At 68.9% G+C, this 21,596-nt stretch carries 21 protein-coding genes; 8 read left to right on the top strand and 13 right to left on the bottom strand.

Going from position 1 to position 21,596, the window contains the following annotated elements; translation table 11 throughout:
* Positions 1–230 precede the first annotated feature (230 nt).
* From AX737_RS14675 to AX737_RS14685, 3 genes are all read left to right on the top strand, one after another.
* Positions 231–1,157: a DUF2493 domain-containing protein gene (locus AX737_RS14675; RefSeq protein WP_066922478.1), complete on the top strand. Its 927-nt coding sequence runs from the start codon at positions 231–233 to the stop codon at positions 1,155–1,157.
* Positions 1,158–1,227: 70 nt separating this feature from the next.
* Entirely contained in the window at positions 1,228–1,479 is a 252-nt protein-coding gene (locus AX737_RS14680; protein ID WP_066922480.1) for a type II toxin-antitoxin system Phd/YefM family antitoxin, read from the top strand.
* Complete coding sequence (locus AX737_RS14685; protein ID WP_066922534.1) at positions 1,472–1,879, top strand: hypothetical protein; 408 nt, start codon at positions 1,472–1,474, stop codon at positions 1,877–1,879. The genes AX737_RS14680 and AX737_RS14685 overlap by 8 nt, the downstream gene beginning before the upstream one ends.
* A gap of 24 nt (positions 1,880–1,903) precedes the next feature.
* Here the strand turns inward: AX737_RS14685 and AX737_RS35970 are convergent, their stop codons facing one another.
* Complete coding sequence (locus AX737_RS35970; RefSeq protein WP_245293443.1) at positions 1,904–2,575, bottom strand: hypothetical protein; 672 nt, start codon at positions 2,573–2,575, stop codon at positions 1,904–1,906.
* A gap of 557 nt (positions 2,576–3,132) precedes the next feature.
* Between AX737_RS35970 and AX737_RS34430 the strand changes: the two genes are divergently transcribed.
* The gene (locus AX737_RS34430) at positions 3,133–3,306 is read left to right on the top strand and encodes a hypothetical protein (protein WP_197430588.1); all 174 of its coding nucleotides are present in this window, start codon (positions 3,133–3,135) and stop codon (positions 3,304–3,306) included.
* A 169-nt stretch (positions 3,307–3,475) separates the two neighbouring features.
* On the opposite strand, the gene AX737_RS14695 is transcribed toward AX737_RS34430, so the two are convergent.
* From AX737_RS14695 to AX737_RS14705, 3 genes are read right to left on the bottom strand one after another with little or no spacing between them, the layout of a single operon-like run.
* A complete protein-coding gene (locus tag AX737_RS14695) occupies positions 3,476–5,482 on the bottom strand; it encodes a conjugal transfer protein TraG (RefSeq protein WP_066922482.1) in 2,007 nt (668 codons plus the stop codon).
* Entirely contained in the window at positions 5,479–5,676 is a 198-nt protein-coding gene (locus AX737_RS14700) for a conjugal transfer protein TraD (protein ID WP_066922484.1), read from the bottom strand. The genes AX737_RS14695 and AX737_RS14700 overlap by 4 nt, the downstream gene beginning before the upstream one ends.
* Positions 5,660–5,938, bottom strand: coding sequence for a TraC family protein (locus tag AX737_RS14705; protein ID WP_066922486.1), 279 nt, complete (start codon positions 5,936–5,938; stop codon positions 5,660–5,662). The genes AX737_RS14700 and AX737_RS14705 overlap by 17 nt, the downstream gene beginning before the upstream one ends.
* 505 nt (positions 5,939–6,443) lie before the next feature.
* Between AX737_RS14705 and traA the strand changes: the two genes are divergently transcribed.
* The 4 genes from traA to AX737_RS14725 all read left to right on the top strand — a co-directional run bounded on the left by traA (position 6,444) and on the right by AX737_RS14725 (position 12,850).
* Positions 6,444–10,214, top strand: a complete 3,771-nt coding sequence (gene traA, locus AX737_RS14710; protein WP_066922488.1) for a Ti-type conjugative transfer relaxase TraA — start codon at positions 6,444–6,446, stop codon at positions 10,212–10,214.
* Between the two features lie 148 nt (positions 10,215–10,362).
* Positions 10,363–10,650 carry a hypothetical protein gene (locus AX737_RS14715; protein ID WP_066922491.1) on the top strand — a complete coding sequence of 96 codons (288 nt, stop codon included), beginning with the start codon at positions 10,363–10,365 and terminating at the stop codon, positions 10,648–10,650.
* Positions 10,647–11,948 (top strand): Fic family protein, encoded by a 1,302-nt coding sequence (locus tag AX737_RS14720; protein WP_066922493.1) that lies wholly within the window; start codon positions 10,647–10,649, stop codon positions 11,946–11,948. Before AX737_RS14715 ends, AX737_RS14720 begins: the two co-directional genes overlap by 4 nt.
* Positions 11,945–12,850: a hypothetical protein gene (locus AX737_RS14725; protein ID WP_066922495.1), complete on the top strand. Its 906-nt coding sequence runs from the start codon at positions 11,945–11,947 to the stop codon at positions 12,848–12,850. Before AX737_RS14720 ends, AX737_RS14725 begins: the two co-directional genes overlap by 4 nt.
* A gap of 194 nt (positions 12,851–13,044) precedes the next feature.
* On the opposite strand, the gene AX737_RS14730 is transcribed toward AX737_RS14725, so the two are convergent.
* From AX737_RS14730 to AX737_RS14770, 9 genes are read right to left on the bottom strand one after another with little or no spacing between them, the layout of a single operon-like run.
* The gene (locus AX737_RS14730; protein ID WP_245293444.1) at positions 13,045–13,449 is read right to left on the bottom strand and encodes a hypothetical protein; all 405 of its coding nucleotides are present in this window, start codon (positions 13,447–13,449) and stop codon (positions 13,045–13,047) included.
* A gap of 14 nt (positions 13,450–13,463) precedes the next feature.
* The gene (locus tag AX737_RS14735; RefSeq protein WP_066922499.1) at positions 13,464–16,451 is read right to left on the bottom strand and encodes a hypothetical protein; all 2,988 of its coding nucleotides are present in this window, start codon (positions 16,449–16,451) and stop codon (positions 13,464–13,466) included.
* Positions 16,448–16,933, bottom strand: a complete 486-nt coding sequence (locus tag AX737_RS14740) for a hypothetical protein (protein WP_066922501.1) — start codon at positions 16,931–16,933, stop codon at positions 16,448–16,450. The genes AX737_RS14735 and AX737_RS14740 overlap by 4 nt, the downstream gene beginning before the upstream one ends.
* Positions 16,934–16,964: 31 nt before the next feature.
* Positions 16,965–17,219, bottom strand: a complete 255-nt coding sequence (locus tag AX737_RS14745) for a hypothetical protein (protein ID WP_066922502.1) — start codon at positions 17,217–17,219, stop codon at positions 16,965–16,967.
* Positions 17,216–18,508, bottom strand: coding sequence for a DotG/IcmE/VirB10 family protein (locus AX737_RS14750; RefSeq protein ID WP_066922504.1), 1,293 nt, complete (start codon positions 18,506–18,508; stop codon positions 17,216–17,218). The genes AX737_RS14745 and AX737_RS14750 overlap by 4 nt, the downstream gene beginning before the upstream one ends.
* Positions 18,509–18,519: 11 nt before the next feature.
* Entirely contained in the window at positions 18,520–19,638 is a 1,119-nt protein-coding gene (locus AX737_RS14755; protein ID WP_066922506.1) for a DotH/IcmK family type IV secretion protein, read from the bottom strand.
* A complete protein-coding gene (locus tag AX737_RS14760; protein WP_066922508.1) occupies positions 19,635–20,291 on the bottom strand; it encodes a DotI/IcmL family type IV secretion protein in 657 nt (218 codons plus the stop codon). The genes AX737_RS14755 and AX737_RS14760 overlap by 4 nt, the downstream gene beginning before the upstream one ends.
* Complete coding sequence (locus AX737_RS14765; RefSeq protein WP_066922509.1) at positions 20,288–20,575, bottom strand: hypothetical protein; 288 nt, start codon at positions 20,573–20,575, stop codon at positions 20,288–20,290. The genes AX737_RS14760 and AX737_RS14765 overlap by 4 nt, the downstream gene beginning before the upstream one ends.
* A gap of 1 nt (position 20,576) precedes the next feature.
* Positions 20,577–21,119: a hypothetical protein gene (locus tag AX737_RS14770; protein WP_245293445.1), complete on the bottom strand. Its 543-nt coding sequence runs from the start codon at positions 21,117–21,119 to the stop codon at positions 20,577–20,579.
* Positions 21,120–21,596 lie beyond the last annotated feature (477 nt).

Genomic DNA, 21,596 nt, shown 5'->3' on the forward strand with positions numbered 1-21,596 from the left:
GGGCGCAACCGCCCCGGCCGACGATTTTCCCCTGGCGCGGGGCGCCATTCCTCGCGAGGCAAAATCGCCGGCCGGGACCGTCCTCCGCTGGCGCTCCGGCCCGCGCGAGCAGCATCGCCGAGCGTGCGATGCGGACGCTTCGCGCGGATGCGCCAGTCCCCCGGCCCGGCCTTGGGTCGCCAGGAAGGCCGCGATGGACGCCGGCCGCCCGGATCTGAGGGATCACCGCGATGCTCGACCACCTGTCCCACGACCTCGACGAGGACCTGCCCGCCGATCCCAGCCTGCTGGAGGAGCTGGCGGTCACCGGATACCGCCCGTTCGAGGAGCACGACGATCCCCGGCCGCTCCCGGGCCAGGGCGCGATGGATGGGGCCTTGCGGCAGGCGATGTCCGCCCTCGAGCAGGCCTTCGCCGGCACACGCCTGGAGGACGACCTCGAGGACGTGCTGTGGGGCTTCGTCAACGTCTTCCACCGCCGCGTCGAGGGGATCGCGCGCAAGCTCGACGAGAACGAGCAGGAGCAGCGCCGGAGCCAGCGCGAGCAGGACGGAAGCGAGGTGCTGTCGGTCGAGCTGGAGCGCCTCACCGCTCTCGGGCTGACGTTGTCGGAGCGCCGCAACAGCTTCGAGTACGCCCGCGACGCGGCAGCCCATCTCTTCACCCGGATCACCCGGTCGCTGTGGCGCCCACGCTCCGGCTCGCAGGTGAACCGGGCCACCATGACCGCGGCGATGATCGACAGCCGAGACTTCATCAGCGCGCGGCGCCGGGCGGAGACCGAGATCCACCTGCCCCCGGGCGTGCGGATCGCCTTCACGGGCGGCAAGGAGTTCCAGGATGTCGCCGTGATCTGGGAAACCCTGGACCGAGTGCGGGCCAAGCACCCCGACATGGTGCTGCTGCACGGGGGCGGGGAGGGCGCCGAGCTGATCGCCGCGAAGTGGGCGGAGAACCGCAAGGTCGCCCAGGTGGTGTTCAGGCCGGACTGGAAGCGCCACAACCGGGCCGCTCCCTTCCGGCGCAACGACGCGATCCTGGAGCAGTTGCCGATCGGGGTGGTGCACTTCCCCGGCGGCGGGATCAGCGACAACCTCGCCGACAAGGCGCTGTCGAAGGGCATCCCGGTGCGGCGGGGCGTGAAGGCCGGCGCTTAGGCGCCGGACCCTTCACCACTTTGTCTGTAACGGCTATTTCAGCTACTATACGTCAAACGAGGAGATGGCGATGGCGAGCTTCACCCTGACGGATCTCGGCAACAGGTCCGGGGAGGTGGTCGAGGCGGCGTTCCGCGGTCCCGTGGACATTACCAAGCGCGGCAAGCGCAAGTTCGTCCTCCTGACGGCCGAGCAGTTCGATCGGCTCACCGGCGGGGGCACGCAGCGCGCGCATCGCGTCGAAGACCTGACCGGCACGGAGCGTGATGAAATCCTCGCCGGGCTGGATGCCGTTGCACAGGATGAGGGCCGAGATGACTGAGCCCCAGCACGGGGACATCGTCCTCTACGCCTACCTGTGGGCGCGCGAAGCCGATCGCGGCGAGGAGACAGGCCGCAAGGCGCGTCCGACCTGCGTCATGCTCATCGTTGCCGGCAGGGACGGGCGCCCGCGACCCCTCCTGTTCCCGATTACCAGCCAGTCCCCGAACTTGGCCAGCCACTTCGTCGAGATTCCGGAAACGGAGGCGCGCCGTGCGAAGCTCTACACACCGGCCTGGGTCATCGTGGACGAATTCAATACCGACGACCTCGCCGCATCTTACGCGCTCGAAGACGCCAAGCCGCTCGGGCGGTTCTCTCGAAAGTTCATGTCGCGCGTCGCGGCGGCGGCAGCTGCGGCTGTGAGAGCCGGGAAGGCCCGGCGTGTTCCGAGAACATAACCGCCGGGGAATGAAAGCCTGCGCTTAGGCGCCGGACCCCTCCGGACCGGAGAACCAGGCGGCGGCCCGGGCGTCGGCGACCTGCTGCCAGGAGGCCTCCGCGAAGGCGGATCGCACGCGCGGATCGCCGACCAGATCCGCCACGATCGTGCCGATCCGGTCGTAGGCGCGGCGGGGTATCCGAACCTCGGCCCCGGCGTCGCGGTAGAGGACAGTGCGGCCACCATCCTCATCCACCTCGATCAGGGTGAAGCGTTGACGGTCACAGGAAACCCGCTCCTCGTCCGAAAGCTGGAAGGCCTGGATCAACTCGCCCACATCCTCGACCCCGGTGGCGCTGATCGTGGAGTCGCCAAAGTCAAGCGACAGGCGCAGATCGGCGGGCTCGCACACGTCAAAGCGGATGACTGCGCCGTCGGCATAGAGGCGCTTCAACGGTGTCCACACCCGGTCGGGGCTTGAGACCTCACGAGCGAGCTCGGCCCGCACTGCGCCGATCGCCCGAGCGCGCGCCTCCGGTGATCCGAGGCGCGACCACAACCGCATAAGGAGTTCGGCGTCGCGCTCCCGCGCGGCGTGGCTGTTCGGTTCCAGGAGCACGGTGACGGGGATACCGAGCAGGGCGGCGATCGCGTCGAGATTGCGGGTCCCAATCGATCCGGGGTCGACGCCGCGCTGAGGCGAGGAATGGGACATCGTTGCCCTCGGATTGTGCCTGTCAGCTTGAGGTAGCACATATCTGCTGTAGCGTCAGTGGGCAGCGGGTGCCGACCCGCGCCAGGACGAGGCGGTCCTCCCCAGCGAGAGGAGCCCATCCGGTCGGGCGTCGAGGCTTGGGGGCGACCGGAGAGGGCGCCATCACGGGAGGCGGCGGCGCGTTGGGGGGCGTCCTCCCGAGCCAGTCTGGAGCGGCGGCGAGTCTGTGAGACGGCCACCACGCCCCATCCGGCAAGCACGGCGCCCGGCCGATCCGACCCATGCGGAAACGGTGGTGAACTGCGGCAGCGACGTTGCCACAGCGACGGACCGTCCCAACACGATGGCGACAAGGGAACAGACGCCGTCACCGCCCGCAACCGTCCGGCCAGACGATTCTCCCCTGGCGCTGCGCGCCATTCCTCGCGGGACAAAATCGTCAGGCCTCCCGGTCCTCCGCTGCGCTGCGGCCCCTGCGGGGTGCGGGCGGCGCCGTCGCCTGTTTGAGGGGTCGCATCGCGCAGGGACGGTCCCGAGCGCCCCAGGAAACCCAGCCGATGCCGCGCTCCACCTCCACCCTCCCCGCCCACGCCCGCTTCGACCTCCTGACCCACGTCGCGGAACTTCGGGCCGAGCTGTCCTCGATCACCTGCCCGCGCGAGCGGCGCACCATCGCGGCCGAGTTGAAGGCCGCCCTGGCCGAGGCCGCCAAGCTCACGACGGAGGGCTGAACCCCCTCCTCCAGGGCCGCCCAACGGCGGCCTGCAACCCGGTGACCGGGAGGGCTTCACCCTGGTTCGTACCGCGCGGCGGGCCCATCGATCCGCGTTGCCGGAGGAGGCCGCCGATCCCATTCATCGAACGGAGATCACCGCAGCTTCCGCTGCGGCGAGCGGTCTGTCAGGCCGCCTCTCTCACGGACTCGCCGCCTGCATCGTCGTAATCCGGCGTGTCCTGTGTATCGCGGGTATGGAAGCGGTTCTGGCCGACCAGCTTCTTCATGTCGTTGCGGCGGTAGTAGATCGGGCGGCCGCAGCGGATCGGCTCGACGCCGCCGACCAGCAGGATCTGCTCGTCGCGCCGCATCGTGTTGATGATCTCGTCGGGCATGATGAGCGCGCGCTTCTGCAGGCTGGTCGAGGCCGAGAGGCTGACCCCGCCCGAGCCCATTCTGCCGGAGCGGGCCTGCTGGCTGTAGGAGACAATCTCCTGGGTGTAATACCCGCACCGCTCCGACAGCCATTTGGCGGTATCGACGTCGTTGATCGCGGAAAAGCTCTGCCAGGATGTGGACTCGAACCAGGCGCTGACGGCGTCCTTGTCGCCCCATTGCTGCCGGAGCTGCCCGAGCGATTGGTAGACCATGACGAGCGTGATGCCGTACTTCCGGCCGGCGTCACGGGCGATCTCGATCAGGCTCATGTTGCCGAGGCGGGCCGCCTCGTCGAGCAGGAACGCGACGCGGTCCTTGATCTCGCCGTTGGCGTGATAGAGCGCGTTGAGGAGACCGCCGATGATGACCCGTGCCAGACCCGCGTAATCCTGCAGCGTCTGGAGATCGAGCGAGATGAACACGTCGATGTCGCCGTGGATCAGATCGAGGCTGGAGAATTCGCCCTCCGAGACGATTGCGGCGTATTCTTTGAAGCTCAACCAGTTGGTCAGGTCGGCCGCGGTGGCGTAGACGCCCGAGAACGTCTGGGGCGTCATCGACTTGAATGGCCCGAGCGCCAGCGAGGCGAATGAGCCCTCATCCTCCGCACGCAGGATGAGGCTCAGACGCTCCAGGAAATCCGGTTCCGGCTCGGAGATCATCTCGCGCAGGGTGCGCAGGGTGCGCGGCTTCTCCCGGTCGTCGTACGAGCGATTGAGGCAGATGTAGGCGAGCACGCCGCGCAGGAGCTGCAAGGCCGAGTTGCGGAAGAAGTCCTTCGGATCGTCGCGTTTGACCGGCCCGGTGGCGATCCAGCCGACCACGGCCGCAATGTCCTTCTCCGGGCTGTTCTCGCCCCGGCCGATCCAGTCGAGGACATTGAAGCCGCTCGTCGGCTTGGTCGGCGTGATGCAGTGGACGGCGCGCCTGAAGCCCTTACCGCGGATGTTCTTGCGGTACGTTTCGAGCATCGGATGCAACTCGGTCGAGGGATCGAGGACCACCGCGTTACCGGGCCACGACAGGAGCATCGGGATCACCGCGGCCGTGGTCTTGAAGCCACCCGATCCGGCGAAGATCAGACCGTGGGTCGAGCCGAAATCACAGTCGAACCCCATCATCGGTTTGCGACCACCGGAGCCCCAGGTCCTGGGGTCGTTCGGTTTGAACACACGCGCGGTGCTCTTGGGGTCGAGATCGGGGCGGTAGAGTTCGCCCAACACAAGGGCGCCATCCTCGGGAAACAGCTCTCCGGCAAGCTTCATCGCCGCCCACTCGGCATCGCCGTGCGCGGCCGACTTGGAGCGGATCGGCTTGTTATAGCCGCGCGCCGTCTTCTTGACCCGGACCAGGGAGACGAGCGGGGTGATGAAGGCGACGAAGCCCGCGAACATGACGGCGCAGAACAGCGGAATGTCGGTCTGCCGCAGCAGCCGCCGCGCATCCGCGCCCGGGTTCTGAGCCACCAGCCGGGCGTACTCGTCCCGCGCCGTCCAAGCGCACAAGCCGATTAGGAACAGGGACGTGCAGGCGGCAACTACGCGACCGCTGTCGCCCGGCCGCGTGAGACCGGCCGCCGCGAACAGCACGAGGGCGGGGAACGCCACCGCGGCAACGCGCAGCGCATGAAGCATCGTCGAATGCCCCGGCTCCGCCACGTAGACTGCCCCGACAGGCGGCGCGAGAAACAGGGTGATCCCGAGATGCAGCGCGAGGCCGATCGCGACGGTGAGCGCGGCGTAGACCCACTTCATGCTTTGAATTCCTTGTCCCCGAGTCGAGCCATTCGCTCGACTGTGTCAGGGTCGCGGGTGCGCTCGCGGCCCTCGATCAGGAGGCCGAGCAGGACGTTGCTCGGCAGGTCAGCGAGCCCGGCTTTGACGACGAGACCACCGAGCAGGATCTTCTTGTGAGCGTCCTCCCGGCGCGCGTCACGCTGCTGTTTCACCAGAGCTCTCCTGAGCCTGTCCAGCGCCTCGACGTCCCTTTGCCTTGGGCTCCGCCAGGTCCGGGTTCCCCTCACGAAATCGCTTCACCAGGTCCTCGAACGCCTTGGTCAGGGCCTCATCGGAGATGTTGACCGATCCGAGGCCAGCCTTGAGCGCGATATTGCCGATCCGCTCGGCCTCGGCCTTGTCGTGCGCCTTGAGCTTCTTCTGGAGCGCTTCGATCTCGTTGAGGATCGCGTCGCGCGATTTCGACCTGGCCATGGATACCCACTCCTTATTCCGTTGAAGAAGGTTCGTTATCACCCGCGGTGAGATCACGAAACGCTGCGTCAATACCGTTGATCGTAAGCGCTGTCTTGATTTCGGAACCGTGGTCCCAACGTCACACGTCCGACGATCCTGGTGTCCGCGTCGACTCCGTCCCAGGCCCGGCTTCTCAGCATAGAGCGCCGTCGGTCTTGAACCTCGTGCGGCCAAGCTACCCGTTGCGATCGCGCGCCCGAAGCGAGCTGCGATCGGGTCGCAGAGTGGTATGGCGGTCCCTTCCATAAGCATCCCCTTCTTCCCGGCGTTGGCGCGAGAATGACGGTCGCGCTGGTCGGCGTTCGCTGGACGGAAGGATCGGCCCCGTAGGGGCCTCTTCAAAGCGGAGCTACGGCGCGAAGCGCCTCCGCAAAGTCGCCTGAGTTCTACGAAGGGGCGCACTTATGCGGAACTTGCCGTTCCGTGGGTAAGCTGCTAATGGCCAAGCTCGGGTATCCCTCGCATGGCGATCTATCACCTCTCGGCTCAGGTCATCAGCCGCAACGCCGGCAAGAGCGCCGTCGCTGCCGCCGCCTATCGGCGTGCGGCCACCATGACCCGCGAGAGCGACGGCAAGGTCATCTCCTACGAGGGCAAGCAGTTCGTGGCCCACACCGAGCTGAGCCTCCCGGCCGAGGTCCCGGCCTGGTTCCGCACCGCCATCGACGGCCGCAGCGAGAACGGTGCCTCGGCCTACCTCTGGAATGCCGTCGAGAAGAAGGAGGGTCTGAAGGGCACCGGCTTCGCGATGGAGATGAACATCGCGCTCCAGGTCGAGCTGACGCTGGATCAGAACGTTGCGCTGGCCCGCGACTGGATCGAAGCGGAGATCACCGCCAAGGGCCTCGTCGCCGATTGGGCCCTGCACGACGCGCCGGGAAACCCGCATTTCCATGTCATGGTCCCGCTGCGAAGCCTGACCGAGGACGGCTTCTCGGCCAAGCACGAGTTCCGGCGCGACCGCGACGGCAACGTCCTCTACCGTGATGACGGAAAGCCGCACTATGAACGCCTCGCCGGGCCGATGAAGCACCTCGTCCCGTGGCGCCGTTCGTGGGCGGAAGTGGCGAATGTCCACCTCGCAGCAGCCGGTCACGAACGGCGCATCGACCACCGCTCGCACATCGAGGCCGGCATCCGCATCGAGCCGACCGAGCATATCGGCGTGCACGCCTCGAACATGGCGTTGCGGGGCAAGGTCGCGGATCGGGTCGAGGAGGAGAAGCAGAAGCGCATCCGGAACGCGCAGGCGATCATCGACGATCCCGAGACGCTGCTCCCGATCCTGACCCGCGAGAAGAGCGTGTTCGATGAGCGCGACCTCGCCAAGGCGGTCTTTCGCTACATCGACGATGCTGAAGCTTTCCAAGAGGTGCGACTCCGGCTCGGGCAGTCGCCCGAACTCGTGGCCGTCGCCGAGGAGGTGTTCGACCCGGAGAGCGGGCGCGTGGTGTCGCCGGCCCGCTGGACCACGCGGGCGCTCCTGCGCGCCGAGGTCGCGATGCAGGCCGCCACAGGGCGGCTCTACGCCGATCGAAACCATCGCGTGTCCGAGCGCGCATTGGATCGGGCCCATGCCGCCCGCCCGGAGCTGTCCGAGGAGCAGCGCGAAGCGGTGCACCACGTCACGAAGCCGGACCGGATCGCGGCCGTTGTGGGCTTCGCCGGCGCCGGAAAATCGACCATGCTCGGCGTCGCGCGCGCCGCCTGGGTCGGGGCCGGTCACCGCGTCGTCGGCGGGGCTCTTGCCGGCAAGGCCGCGGAGGGGCTGGAGCGCAGCGCCGGCATCGCGAGCCGCACGCTCGCCTCATGGGAGTTGGCCTGGAAGAACGATCGCGACCTGCTCCGGGCCGGCGATGTCTTCGTGCTCGACGAGGCCGGCATGGTCGCCTCCGAGCAGCTCTCGCGGATCGTGCAGGAGGTGGAGCGGCGCGGCGCCAAGATGGTGCTGGTGGGCGACGCGATGCAGCTCCAGCCGATCGAGGCCGGGGCGGGGTTCCGGGCGATCACCGAGACGATCGGCTACGCCGAGCTGTCCGAGATCTGGCGCCAGGCTTCACCGGCCATGCGGCGCGCGAGCGTGGCTTTTGCCCGCGGCGAGGTGGCGGCCGCCTTCGGGGTCTATCGCGAAGCCGGCTTGGTCCGGTTCTCGCCCGATCGGGAGACGGCCCGCACGGCGTTGATCGCGGCCTGGAAGCCGGACTACCTCGGCCGGAAGCCGGACGGTAGCGCGAGCGAGACGCTGATCCTGGCCCAGACCAACATCGACGTTCTGGCCCTCAACACCATGGCAAGATCGGCCCTCAAGGCCGACGGCATGCTGGCCGACGAGGCCCGGTTCGTGACGGCCCGCGGCGAGCGGATGTTCGCCGCGGGCGACCGGGTACTGTTCCTGGAGAACGACCGCTCGCTCGGTGTGAAGAACGGCATGCTCGCCACCGTCGAGACGGCGGCGAGCGGCCGGCTCGTGGTCAAGCTCGATCGGGATGGAGCCGGCGACGGCGAGCGGATCGAGGTGCGAGCCGAGGTCTACCGCAACCTCGACCACGGCTACGCCGCGACCGTGCACAAAGCTCAAGGCGCGACCCTCGACCGGGTGTATGTGCTGGCCACGCCCAGCATGGATCGCCACCTCGCCTACGTGGCGATGACGCGCCATCGGCACACGGTCACGCTTCACGGCGCGCACGCCGACTTCATTCCGACCTGGCGGCTGCCCAAGCTCGGCGCTGCCCCGTCTACGGATACCCTCGACGCGGCCGCCCTCGACGGTCTGGCGCGGCGGATGGCGCGGGACGGTTCGAAGGCTTCGACCCTCGACTATGCCGACGAGGCCGCGTTCCGCGAGTCCGCGGTCTCTCTGACCCAGCCGCCGGAGGCGATGGACGGCGAGCCCGTGCGGGATCGCGCGAGCGAGTTGCCGCTGCTCGATGCCGGCCGGATGGCGGCCGGGATCACGGCGCTGGCGAACCGGCTCGAAGCCGATTTGCCGACCAACGATACTGCGGCCCTCGCGGCCGGAGCGGCTCCGGACGCCGCCCGCCTCGACACGCCCACCCTCGATGCATCCGCATCCCCGGCTCTGGCGGCGATCGAGGCCGCCCTGACCCGGCTGGAGCGCGCGGAAAGCGAGATCGCCGACCGAGTCCGCCCGCAGGATCTGCGGGCGCTAGCGAGCGCGTTCGCCGAACGGCGCGGCCTCAACGGTCACGCCGTACTCGTTCCCGCCCTGGTGAGACGCGCCCGGGCGATGGTGCGCCAGGTCGAGGGCCGTTGGCGCCAGCTGCACGGCCTCGCCGCGCGTCTCGCCGTGGCCTGGAAGGCGGTTGCCGCCCACCGTCCCAACGAGACCATGCGCGTCGAGCTGAACGTGGAGCTTCGCGGCGATCCCGCGCCCGCGGCGGGGACGAGCACCGCCGCCCCGGCACCGCTCAAGCCGTTCCTCGCCGCAATCGACCTCGGCGAAAAGGGGCTCAAGGACGCGCTCTATAACCGGGTCGATATCGAGACCGATCTATCACCGTGGAGCGGACCCATCGCCCGAGAGTTGCGCTTGGCGGTCAAGAAGCCTGGGCCGCTCTACGCCGCGATCCTGGCCGAGCTGCGCCAGCCCGCGCGCGCGTTCGCCGCCCGGGTCGATGCCCTGTTCGCCGATGTCGAGCCGTATGGGGGCTTGCGCGGTCGGAAGGGTTGGTTTGTCCCGAAAGCGGAGAAGGAGGAGCACGCCGCCGCCGTGTCGGCCCTGACCGAGGCGAGGGCCTTGGCGGGTGAACTCAGGGGTCGTTTCGAGTCGATCGCCGGGAAGGGACGTGCGGCCGAGATGCAGTACCGCAAGCGGTTGCTGATCGCGGTGCCGGGCTTGAGCCCGAGAGCGGCCGCAGCCCTGGCGAAGGTCGGCCGCACGTCGACGACGGTGACGAAAGCCCTCGATACCGCCGTGGCCGAAGCCGTCGCGACGCCCGAGCTGTGGGCGGAGGTGATCGCCTTCGCCGAGGCCGTGGGGCGCCGGTTCGGCGCCACCGGAGCGATCGGCCAGTCGCCGCAGCGCAGCCTCGGCCCGGGCCAGTGGCTCGACGACGACGAGCGGGCGATCCTGAGCGGCGGGGGCTACGTCGCCTCCTACATCAAGGACGGCACCTTGGAACGCCTGATCTCCCTCGCGCAGCGCCAGGACCTGACGCTGGAGCAGGAGCGGAACCTGGACAGGGACCAGGATCTCGGCCTGTCGCTGTGATGCGGGAGCCACGGAGATTGTATTGGCGCCGTGGCGACGATGGGTAAGGGTAGGAGATAGAGAACGCCTGGGCTTTGGGCCGTCGCAGGACGGATCGAGAGGATTGCCCGGGACCGGCAGCGGCCGCGCGTAACCGAGGATCGACACCATGAGCCTATCCGATCTGCCCACGCTCGTGACCCGGCGCGAGGAAGCCCTGACGCTGCTCGAGGCGATCGCCTCGGGCGTCGACGAGCGCGAGCTGGCGCCCTTCGTCGCCGCGCTGACCACTGTCGAGGACGAGCAGGCGCTGGCGATCATGCGCGGCTCGGGCAACGAGATGAGCGTGCGCGTGCAGCTCGGCGCCATGCTCGCGGACGCCGAGCTTGTGACCAACGCCGAGGTGTTCGCTGCCCTCGACGCGCGGCGTACTCTCGGCCGGGGAGAAGCCGCATGAGCACGGACCCTTACGTCTACGAGGGCACCGACGTCCTGCGGAACCGGGAGGAGATCCGCGACCCGGAGGCCCTGGCCCAGCGCGAGCAGATCGTCTCCTTCCGGGCCCTGCGCCGGATGCAGAAGGAGCCGGTGCTCGGGAATTTCGACCTGGCGCACTACGCCGCCGTGCACAAACGCCTGTTCGGCGAGATCTACGCCTGGGCGGGGGAGACCCGCACCGTCGATCTCTGGAAGCCCGAAATCGTCCTGCAGGGTAAGAGCGTCGCCTACAGCCCGCCCGCCGCGATCGAGGGCCACGCGCAGGCCGCCCTGGCCCAACTGCGCAGCGAGCCCGGCAATCTGAAGGACAGCCGGCCCGCGATCCGCTTCGCGCAGACGATGGCGGCGCTCTGGCAGACCCACCCGTACCGCGAGGGCAACACCCGCACGCTGCTGGCGTTCATGGAGCAGTACGCCCGCCACCACAAACAGCCGCTCGACCAGGCCCTGATCACCCGGGTGCCGAGCGAGACCCGCGACGCCCTCGTGCTGGCCACCCGCGGCCAGATCCGGCCGTTCGGCGAGATGGTGCGCAACGCGCGCTACTCGGAGGAGCAGCGCGCGCATCCGGTGCTAGGGCGGCTGTCGGCCGAGGCGTTCGAGGCCGTGCGGCTGATGGGGGCGCCGCGCATCGTCCTGCCCGAGCCGGGGACCCAGGTCCGCGGACAGGTGATCGCCACGAGCTACCACCATGCCCTCGTGCGCGACAGCCGGCAGATCTCGGCCGTGCCGCTAAACGCCTTCGCCGCCATGCCGCAGAACAACCAGCGCGTCGACGTGCGCGTGCTGGCCGAGGGCGAGCGCCTGGCGCCCGGCCAGCCGCGCGAGGAGGCCGTGCGCAGCCAGGTCACCGGCCGCGTCCTGATCCCGGCGACCTATCTGATGCTCGTCGGCCAGCGGCCGGAGGATGCGGTTCGCAACCGCATCGAGATCCTGGGCCCGAGCGAGGCTCTGTCCGAGGCGCTCAAGACTCGGTCACCGCAGGAGATCGCTGCCGAACCTCGGCTGGCCGCGGAGGTGCGCCAGATCGATCAGAGCCTCATCGAGCGGTTCGGCCGTCAGGGCTCCGTCCTGCTGGTCCAGGGCGGCGTCGGCGAGGCCAGGAACCTGCTTCCCCACGGGCAGGACCTGGATGAGATCCGCGCCGTCCTGAAGCCGCTGATCAAGGCCGTCGTTGCCGACGATCGGCTGCAGACGGCGCTCGCCCAGCAGCAGACGCACGGCCGCGACGAGCCCCAACGCGGACGCTCCGTATGAGCACGCTGTTCCAGAAGCCGGTCCAGGCCTCGAGCCCTGGCAAGATCGTCGGCGCCGGCGTGCTCGGCTTTGCCACGCTGGCCATGCTCGCCCTCGTCTGGTGGAGCCTCTCGCCGATCCTCGGGCGCGTCTATGCCGGCCTTCGCCTCGCCGAGACGGCCACGCTGTGGCGGTTCACGGGCTGGGGAAGGTACTTCACCGGCATGCCGGCCGGCGAGCCGTTCGCGTTCGTCTCGATCTACAAGTCGTCCGTCGGCTTCGGCCTGGCCGCCACCCTCTTCACCGCGCTCCTCGGCTTCCTTGCTTGGCGCAAGCGCAGCCGGGAGCACATCGAGGTGCTCATCACCGCGCCGGCTGCCGGCTTCGCGCAGGCAGGCATCCTCGGCGCCTTCGGCTCGGCCGAGCGAGCGATTAGATCGCCGGAAACGGACCCGGTGCCGGCCGGCCCGGCCGCAAACCCGTTCAAGGGACTGCGCGACCTGCGCGATACCCGAGCGGTGGAGACGGTCGTGGATGACGTCCCCTGGTATCTGGCCGCCGCGCTCTTCCTGACGACCGATGCGACGGCCCCGCTCAAGAACCGGAAAGGCCGCGACGCCATCCTCAAGGCAGCGCGGAGGGCCGCGGACCGCCTTGCCGTCGACCCCGCCTCTGACTTGCCGGTCGAGCTGCTGTCGATCCTGCGCGGCTACATGCTCGCGGCGATGACCGATCAGGCCGGGAGGGACATGGATGGATTGAATCAGGTCCACGCGGTGCTCGGCAGCGCGGACGACATGAAGGACGCCATCGCGGACTTGGCAGCCCTGGCCCTCTCACAGAAAGCACTGTTCTTCCCGGACTACGCTTGGCTTCGTCACATCGATCCGGGACTCCAATCACGGATCACAAGCTATGGGTGATGATTCTGGCAAACATGAAAGCAGTCACCCGAGATCTAATCTGGGATCCATGAGGGGTATTGAGCGGCAGATTGTCGATCGCGAGATCGGCTTGCGCCGAAGAAAATTTTGATTTTTGCCAAAAATGGGCGTTGCACACGGGGCACCAAGCGGAGGCTCCCTGTGGAGGGCCACGCTTGGTGCCGTATTCCATGTCAGGTATTGCCGGTCATGTAGGTGGTCACGACACCGATGATGACGCCCAGGATGGTGATGCCCGAGCCGACCACGAGGCCGACCAGCGACCGGCCGGCATCCTCGCGCGCGTTGTCGTCCTGCGACGACTTGTAGAGCTTCACGGCCGAGATCCCGGCGAGCGCGATGCCCACCACGGCGAACAGGATGGTGATGACGATGCCGGCATTGTTGCCGCCGGTCGCGATGCTCGACGCGTTCAGTTGCGAGGACTGCGCCTTCTGGCGGGCCGTCTTGAGCATCTCCAGCGGTGCCGAAGGATCACTGCTGGTCCCGCCGGTGGCTTGAGCCAGAGCCGACATCGCGCTCATGGTCAGCATGGTGGTGCTCGCGAGCACCCGGTACGGAATATCCTTGAACTTCATGAAAGCCTCCATCGTCAGGCAGCGGTTTTTGAGCTGTCGATCGGGGGCCGAGCGTCGCTCATCAGCTCCCCCAGCACTTGATCGACGATCGTCTTGGCGATCCGGTCCTCACCGACCCGCGCCAGCGCGGCCACCCGGCCCCACGTCTCGATGGCGGTGCCATCGGGAAAGCGGGAGGCCAGGATGCGCAGCGCATCGTTGACCGCCATCCGGCGGTACAGCTCGTCGCGCACCAGGCGGTCCTCGGCCTTGGTGGTCAGCGCCCACAGCATCCGGGGGCCGAGCGAATTGTTCAGGACGATCCAGCGCTCCTCCTCGCGGAGCTTGAACCGGGCCAGCAGGTTCGCGCCACGCCGGCCTTGCGGGCCGTGCACCTGACGCTCCAGGGCGCTCTTCACCGCCCCGTCGAAGCCGAAGACACGGCGGGCTTCCTCGCGGATTTCGTTCGAGTCCGCGTTGAGCACCATGACGGTGGAGGCCATGTCGGCCAGCGTGTCGAAGTCGGCGAGCAGCTGGCTGACCAGGATCAGCTCCAGGCCCCATTTGCGGCCTTCGCGCGCGTCGCTCTTCACCTGCTTGGCGATCGTCTCGACACCGCCGGTCAGGTGGTACTCGTCCATGCACAGGCGCTTCGGGGTCTCCGCCACCGCGTGGTAGCGCGCCTCCCAGTACCGGACGTATTCCTCGCGCAAGCCCTCGTCCGATGGGAAGTCCATCTTCGCGATCTCTTCCGAGAACCCGGAGATCTTCGACAGGTAGACGTGCCGCGCGATCATGAACATCAGCGCGTTGTTGCGTTCGGCCTCCGGCGACTTGTGGCGTTGAGCCACGTCCTGCAGGTCGATCGACACCACCCGGGCCTCGCCGAGGTCGAGCCGGGTCGAGCGGGCGAAGATCGAGAATTTCTCGATCGCCGCCTCGAGCGAGCGCTGCACCGAGCGCACCAGTTCGGGCGTGAAGTCGGCCGCCATGATCGGCTCGCCGAGCACCCGGGCGAGATCCTCCAGCACCGGCATCGCGTGGCGCTGCGCGCGCTGCGCCGCGGTGTAGAGTCGGAGCTCCACCAGCGCGTCGACGATGCGCCACCAGCGCGTCCGGCCGCCCACCTCGATCCGGTGGTGCGCGATGATCCGGTCCAGTTCCGGATCAACATTGGGCTGGTAGATCGAGGGCGAGGACGAGAACTGCAGGTCGCTCTTGATCTGGTAGGCCCGGGTGATGAGGCGCGGGATCAGCAGCGCCGCCTCCGGGCTCGCCACGTTGAGGAGCGTCGTCAGGAAGTTCTCGACGAAGGTCCGCTCGCGATCGAGCGGCATCCGGCGGCCGAGCCCGAGATCGAACGGGTTGACGGCGTGATCGGGGGTGTTGAGCAGGCGGACGTAGTAGGCCTCGTGCCGCCGCTCCGGGGGGAGCGCGTTCCTCACGAGCTCGATGAAGCCGCTGGAACTCACGCCCACGTCGATCACGGCGAGGTACGGCAGCGCCACCCCGGCGCTGAAGGCCGTGAACTCGACGTTGAGCCGATTCATCAGCACGCTCTTGCCCGAGCCCGGCGTGGCAAGGATCAGGGTGAGCCAGAACAGCTGCTCGGGACTCAGCGCCTCGTAGGGCACCGGCTTGCCGTCGGGCGTCAGCAGCATCGACTGGCCCTGCTTGAACACCGGCGCCGTGCGATGGAACGGCAGCATGGCGGCGAGATCGCCGAGCGGCGCGATCGAGCCCGGCGGCACCTCGGCCTGGACCGTCATCCCGGCCACGGTCTCGCAGAGCGCGCGCAGCGGGTTGTGGGGCGCGTCGGTCATCACCGCCTCGCCCCAGGTCATCATCCCGCTCATCAGGTAGGACCGCCGCCGCTCCAAGAGCCCCGGATCCTCGCCGGGCTCGGTCCAGGTCGTGGCGATCACCCGGCCCTTGACGATGGCCTCGCCGTCCTCGTCGACCACGTCCTCCAACTCGCGCAGCGCCCGGAACAGGTTCTTGTTGGTCGGACTCGCGAAGGCGAGCAGGCCCGCCACCACCTTCTTGAGCCGGAAGCCGATATCGGCATCCCGCAGCGCCTCCAGATGGAAGCAGACCCGGAACGGCATGTCGGCCGTGCGGGTGGAGCTCTCCAGCAACGTCTCCAGCAGCCGGTTGAACGGCAGGATGGTCGAGGGGAACATCCGCATCACCGCGAGCGCGTAGCGGCGCCCGCCCATGTCGAGGGCGCGCATGTCGCTGGCGGCCTCGGCGTTGCCGGTCATGATCTGCCGCGCAACGGTCGGCGTGAAGAACTCGCTCACGTCATCATCGTGGCGCTCCTTGGCGCCGGGATAGCGCCGGGTGCCCGGCCCGTAGGGCGTCCAGCCGTCCGGGGTCTCGTGGTAGAGCACCGCCGCCCGGATCTGCTCCAGATCGCGCCGCCGGCCTTTGTCGTCGGGCGAGAGGATGCGGCCCTGCAGGCGGGCCTCGCCGAGCGCCTCCATGATCCGGCGCACGTAGGCGCCGTGCGGGCCGGCGAGCGCCCCCAGATGCAGGAACGGGTTCTGGGCGTCCCGGGCCGGCGGCAGCGCCTGCCAGGCCCGCCGGTTCTCCTTCTGCTGGCGGCGGACCTCCTCCGCCGTGCCGGCCGTCGGCCGGGTCCAGGCCGCGAGCAGGATCGTCTCGGAGCGCGCTCGGCCCTCTAGCACCGCGCGGCCCTCCTCGATCAGCGCCTCGACCGAGAGCCCCTTCTGGCGGGCCCGCCGGCCCTGCTGCGCGACGAAGGGGTCGAGCAGCCGCGCCGTGTTGAGCGAGGACTCGTAGGAGATCGTGAGCTGGTGGCCGGGCCGCTTCAGGATCTGCGCGACACCGCCGGCGAAGCGCTCGACGACGTTGATGAGGTAGTCGTCGCTCGACACGATCGAGCGAGTGCCGTCGATCTCGATCAGGGTGAGCTGCGAGCCGTCATGGGCGTAGACGACGGCCTCCTCGCGCTCAGGATCGAAGCCGGCGAGATCGCAGAATTTATCGGCAGTCCTCATCGGCCGAGCCCCAGGACGAGGGCGAACTGGAAGACCGGCACCGACAGGGCGAAGAGCCAGGCGCCGAGCAGCCCCGGTACGGCCGCGCGCAGCAGCGGGGCTGGCCGGACGTGCAGCGCGCAGAACACCTGGGCGCCGGCAAACACCATCGCCCCGCACGAGAGCGCGATGCAGGCCGGGTAGTAGACGTAGAGCAGCGGCGCGAAGGTGATGGCGCCGTCCTCGCCCCGCATTAGGCTGTCGTAGAACAGGCCCGTGAGGAACAGGCAGCCGCCGGCCGCCATCGCGCTGAGGTGGAGCACGCGGCGCAACGTGCGGTCGGAGCAGACCGAGACAGCCCAGGAGCGCGCCACGATGGTCACGTAGACCCCGGCGAGCAGCGTGAGCGCGACGGCGCCCCGGCTCACCGTGGGATGATCATCGAGGTAGGCCGCCGTGTTGGCGGTCAGGTTGTCGATCAGGTGCCAGTGTCCGTCGTTCATCACGCTGGTTTCCGATGCACGGGCGGCGCGCTCAGTCGGCGAAGTAGAAGGAGAGCTTGGCGATCACGACCGTGGCGCAGGTCATCGCACTGCCGATCACGGCGGCGACGACCCAGTTCCCCGCCGTGCCGTCGCCCGACGTGTTGGCCTGGTAGACCCGCACCAGCGCGTAGCCGGTCAGGAAGATGCCGGCGACGGCCGCCAGGACGACGAGCAGCCACGCGAGGACCGGCACGGTATCGATCAGCCCGCGCAGCACGTCGGAGACTCCCTTGGAGCCGTTCAAGGCTTCCTCGCGTAGGAGACGGGCAGGGTCTCGGGCCGGTAGCCCGGACCAAAGGCCGGGTCGGGCCCGAAGCCGGTGCCGGTGCCGGCGCCGGCCGCGACCCGGGCCGCGTCGAGCGGCACCACGACCGGCTGCAAGAAGACGATGCCGATCGGGAAGTTGACCGAGCTGCTGAGGGTCGGCGGCCGGGAGAAGCTGCGCGCCGCAGCGCTGGTCATGGCCTGGCCCACCGGCAGCGCCGCGCCCATGCCGGCGGTCAGCCAGTCGATGTTGCGGCCTGACTGCACGGCGAAGCCGTTGCCCAGCACCGTCTGGGTGTTGAGCTGGGTGAGCTGCTGGCCGACCTGGCCGACGCCCTGGAGCAGGCCGGCGATGACGAGGCCGCCGTAGCGCTCGAGCACGTGGTTGTCGACGTCCTCGGCCACGCCGGTGCGGGCCTGGTCGACGGTGATCGCGATCGCTTGCATCGACCCCTGGCGGCCGTCCTGCAGGATCATGGTGGTGAAGCGGATCGAGGCCTGCGTCTGGGAGTAGACGATCTGGCCCATCAGGCGGATGCCGTTGAGCGGCCCGGGCTGCTGGCGCTCGTCGAGGTCGACGATGGTCGCGAAGATCGGCGCGCCCGGATCGTCGCTGTTGAACCCGCGGTCGAGCACCGCGTACGCGACGTCGCCGGCGCGCGCCACGGTGGCGTGCTGGACCCCCGGCCCGAACGGGCCGGTCACGACCGGCCCCGCGGCGGCCCGCGGCTCGGGGGGCTTGGGCCGCTCGCCCTTGCCGAACGAGCGCACCAGGAACCCGCCCGGGCTGGGTTTCAGGAGCGTCTTGATCTGCTCGTTGATCGCCGTGACCTGCTCAGGGTCGGCCGTCGGCTGGACCGGCGGATCCCTGTAGATGACCTGCACCACGTCGCGGTCGCGGTAGACGATCTGCGGCGGGGGTGGCGCCGGGGGCGGCTCAGCCGGCTTCGGCTCGGGCACCGCTTCGGGCATCTCGCCGAGCTGCGCCCCACGCTTCTCGGCGACCACGGTCGGGGCGACGTAGGGCTTGCCCGCGCCCGCCCGCTCGTCCGCGGCCTGCCGGTTCACGCCGGCGCGCCGGTCGGCCTCGGCCTTGCCGACCGGCTTCATCATGTCGTTCCCCGGGTTCGGCGTGTTTCCCCGGATCTCGGAGGCGCCGCCCGCACCCCGGTCGATGCCCGGCGCGTCGGCGAGGATGAAGGCCGCCGAGCCGAGCGCCACCACCAGGACGACGCCCCCGAGGGCAGCCGAGGTCTTCCCGTCGATCATCGCCGTCCCCCTCAATAATCGATGCTGATGGCGGTCTCGGCGCCGTCGCCGCGCTCGGCGACGAGGCGCGAGGCCGGACGCAGGAACTCGTAGATGCGGTAGCCGGACGCCGCGTCGACCGCGGCGACCGGCTGCGGGCTCACCAGCGTGCCCTGGATCCGGACGTACATCCGCTCGCGGTAGAGCCAAGCCTGCGCCCCAGTCGCCACGAGCGCCTGCGCGCCGGAGGGCGGCGTGCCGGCGCCGAACAGGTGCAAGAGCGCCGTCGTATCGGGGGCATCCGGGCCCCGCGCGGCCCCGGCTGGCCGGCCGGGGCCCTTGCGGACTGGGCCCGTTGCCGCTGAGGCAACCTTCACGGGGGTTAGCGGCGAGGTGCCGGCGACCCGCACGGTGACGGGGATGTCCACCGTCTCGCTCTGGCCGGACAGGACCATCAGGGGGATCGGGTAGGAGACGTTCTCCAGCCGGATCAGGATGTTGCCCCAGGTGTCGAATCGGCACGGCATCAGGTTGATCGAGGTCGGCCGGTCCGCGCCCGCCGCGGCCGCGACCTGCGTCGCGCCCATCGCCACGTCCTGGCCGCAGCCCGTCCCGTCCTGCGCGAACAGGCGCGGATCGTAGGCCACCGAGGCGATCGGCCAGGGCGCGCCCTTGGCGTCCACGAAGGTGATCGGGCTCACCACGCCATAGGCGAGGTGCAGCGTCTCGGGTGCCGCCCGGCTGACCTCCTGCGTGACCGTCAGGAGGCGCGGCTCCGGCCGGGGCATCCGCCCGTTGCGGCCAGGAAAGTTGCCGGCGCCCTGCGCGTCCTGCACCGCGCGACGGACGTCCTGGATCTCGCCGGGCTTGAGGATCATGCCCTGCGTGGTCCCAAGCATGCGCTTGCGCAGCTCCTCCAACTCAGCCGCCGTCAGGGGGCGCGGGACTGGCGGAGGCGCCTGCGTGGTCGCTGCCCCCACGGACGGGGTGCCGGCCGGCGGCAGACTCATCGGCGTCACGCCGGCCGGGCGCCGCACCGCGGCGGACCCGGCCGGCTCCGCCCCCTGGCCGACATCCTGAGCGCGCGCTGCCGGGGCCGCCCACATGGCGGCCGCGACCAGGCAGCCCGAGGCCCACACTCGCACGGTCATGGCGCCACCTGGTTGGTCAGTTGCTGCGTCGAGATCACCGAGTCGATCGCGATGCCGTTCGGGTTGATCGGCGAGGGATCGATCCGCACGATCGTCATCTCCAGCACGCGGCGCTCGACCTTGGTCTCGACATTGGTGCGATAGAAGATCTGCAGCGGCACCTCGACCCGCCAGTAGTATCGACCGCCCGCCTTGCCCTCCTCGGCAATGTTGGCCGGGTCCGTCGTCACCGCCGACACGGTCTGGTAGCCGAGCACGACCTTCTGGATGATCCCGCTCTCCTGCAGGGCCGCGCGGTATCGATCACGGCCCTTGGGCGTGAAGGCCTGCGACAGGGCGTTGTTGATGAGCGCGCGCCAGTTCGCATAGTCGTAACTGTTGAGTTCGACCGCCGCGCTGACCGCGAATTCCTTCAGCCGGGCCTGGCTGATGTTGGGCTCGGAGAGCGGGATCGCCTCGCAGACGGCCTGCGCATCCGAAGTCCAGATGAACTGCTTGATCGGGAAGCGATAGAAGGCGTTGTAGAACAGCAGCAGGTTGACAACGAGCGACAGGCAGAGGAACAGCGCCAGCAGCAGGATCCAGTACCACTGGTTGCGCAGCATCATCTGGCCGGCATCGACCTCGCGCGAGATGCGATCGGCCGACTTCATGGCTCGGACTTTCCGGGTTGCTCCGGCGGGAGGGGGCGCGGCGCGGCCACGGCCCGCACCTCGCAGCCGAACACCCCGCCATCCGCCACGTAGGGGATCACCTCGGCCCGCTTCAGGCACGCGTAGGCGAGCCACATCATGGCCACGAGCGAGGCGAGCACGGCGCCCGCGAGAAAGGACGAGGCCCGGGTGTAGCCGGCGAGCCGGTCGGCCAGCGCCGACGGCGACAGGCATCCCTGGTTGGACGGCAGGCTGAACGCCCCGATCGATGCGCGGCGGGCCATCTCAGCTCCCGGTCAGGACGGCGAGCAGCTTGGCGTCGTCACCCGGCTCGTAGCCGACCATGATCGCCAGCCGTCCGTCCGGGCGCGGCACGAACATCGTCGGCACCCCGGGCCGCAACTGCGGCGCCGCGGCGAAGATCGCCGCGAAGGCCTCCTTGTTCTCGGCGAGCTTGCCCGCGACTTCTGTGGTGACGGGAGTCACGGGGGCGGTCTTTGCGTCGAACGCGCTCTCGAGCGCCGTCACCCGGTCGGGGCTGGAGAGGATCGCGGCCGCCATGCGGTTGCCGGCCTCGGGGTCGCCCAGCACCACGACCGGCACCCAGCGCGCCGCGATCCGCCCGTGCAGGGCGGTGAACGCGGCGTGGCAGTAGGGGCAGCGCGGGTCGAAGAAGATCGTCGCCACCCGGCCCTCCGGCGTCCCGGCCGGGATGTCCGCGACGCCTTCGAGCTTGGCGAGCGTCTCCGTCACCTGACGGGCGACCTTCGGGTCCTCGATCGTCGCGTAGGCAGCGTTCGCGGTCGGCGCCACGACAGGTTGCGCCACGACAGGTTGCGCCACTGCGGGCTGCGGCGCGAAAGGCTGCGCAACCTGAGGAGCGGCTAGGGCCGGCGCGGGGACGGCGGGAGCGATCGAGTTGGCCGTAGCGACTGCCGTAGGGGGAGTGGATGGAAGCGCTGCCAAAGGCTGATTAGGCGCATTCGCAACGATCTGAAGTGATAACGGGACCCAATTGTGACTTGTGGCAAGATAGACACACGCAACGAGTGATACTGCCCAGATCAAGTGTTTAGCCGCTTTCTCCATATGTGGCATACCTCGCGATAGTCGCTCATTTCTCGTGCGGGGCTCTTATTGCGAGGCCATCTCCAATGTGTCAATAAGTCCCGAGAGACAGGCGGTTGTAAGAGCTAAAAATGGAGTCGATATGATACCAAAGGCGCATCATATATCAGTGTATATTTCGAACGAAAGCGCGGATATCGAAGTTATGCTTGATGTAGCAGGCGTTATCGCACTCGG

It is taken from the genome of Methylobacterium sp. CCH5-D2, assembly GCF_001556475.1.
In the GTDB taxonomy this organism is placed as follows: domain Bacteria; phylum Pseudomonadota; class Alphaproteobacteria; order Rhizobiales; family Beijerinckiaceae; genus Methylobacterium; species Methylobacterium hispanicum.

Coding starts and splice junctions, on each gene's coding strand:
- AX737_RS14735 (WP_066922499.1), bottom strand. CDS start 16,451: ATGAGGACTGCCGATAAATTCTGCGATCTCGCCGGCTTCGATCCTGAG.
- AX737_RS14680 (WP_066922480.1), top strand. CDS start 1,228: ATGGCGAGCTTCACCCTGACGGATCTCGGCAACAGGTCCGGGGAGGTG.
- AX737_RS14725 (WP_066922495.1), top strand. CDS start 11,945: ATGAGCACGCTGTTCCAGAAGCCGGTCCAGGCCTCGAGCCCTGGCAAG.
- AX737_RS14730 (WP_245293444.1), bottom strand. CDS start 13,449: ATGAAGTTCAAGGATATTCCGTACCGGGTGCTCGCGAGCACCACCATG.
- AX737_RS14715 (WP_066922491.1), top strand. CDS start 10,363: ATGAGCCTATCCGATCTGCCCACGCTCGTGACCCGGCGCGAGGAAGCC.
- AX737_RS14705 (WP_066922486.1), bottom strand. CDS start 5,938: ATGGCCAGGTCGAAATCGCGCGACGCGATCCTCAACGAGATCGAAGCG.
- AX737_RS14685 (WP_066922534.1), top strand. CDS start 1,472: ATGACTGAGCCCCAGCACGGGGACATCGTCCTCTACGCCTACCTGTGG.
- AX737_RS14675 (WP_066922478.1), top strand. CDS start 231: ATGCTCGACCACCTGTCCCACGACCTCGACGAGGACCTGCCCGCCGAT.
- traA (WP_066922488.1), top strand. CDS start 6,444: ATGGCGATCTATCACCTCTCGGCTCAGGTCATCAGCCGCAACGCCGGC.
- AX737_RS34430 (WP_197430588.1), top strand. CDS start 3,133: ATGCCGCGCTCCACCTCCACCCTCCCCGCCCACGCCCGCTTCGACCTC.
- AX737_RS14765 (WP_066922509.1), bottom strand. CDS start 20,575: ATGGCCCGCCGCGCATCGATCGGGGCGTTCAGCCTGCCGTCCAACCAG.
- AX737_RS14750 (WP_066922504.1), bottom strand. CDS start 18,508: ATGATCGACGGGAAGACCTCGGCTGCCCTCGGGGGCGTCGTCCTGGTG.
- AX737_RS14720 (WP_066922493.1), top strand. CDS start 10,647: ATGAGCACGGACCCTTACGTCTACGAGGGCACCGACGTCCTGCGGAAC.
- AX737_RS14760 (WP_066922508.1), bottom strand. CDS start 20,291: ATGAAGTCGGCCGATCGCATCTCGCGCGAGGTCGATGCCGGCCAGATG.
- AX737_RS14695 (WP_066922482.1), bottom strand. CDS start 5,482: ATGAAGTGGGTCTACGCCGCGCTCACCGTCGCGATCGGCCTCGCGCTG.
- AX737_RS14740 (WP_066922501.1), bottom strand. CDS start 16,933: ATGAACGACGGACACTGGCACCTGATCGACAACCTGACCGCCAACACG.
- AX737_RS35970 (WP_245293443.1), bottom strand. CDS start 2,575: ATGTCCCATTCCTCGCCTCAGCGCGGCGTCGACCCCGGATCGATTGGG.
- AX737_RS14755 (WP_066922506.1), bottom strand. CDS start 19,638: ATGACCGTGCGAGTGTGGGCCTCGGGCTGCCTGGTCGCGGCCGCCATG.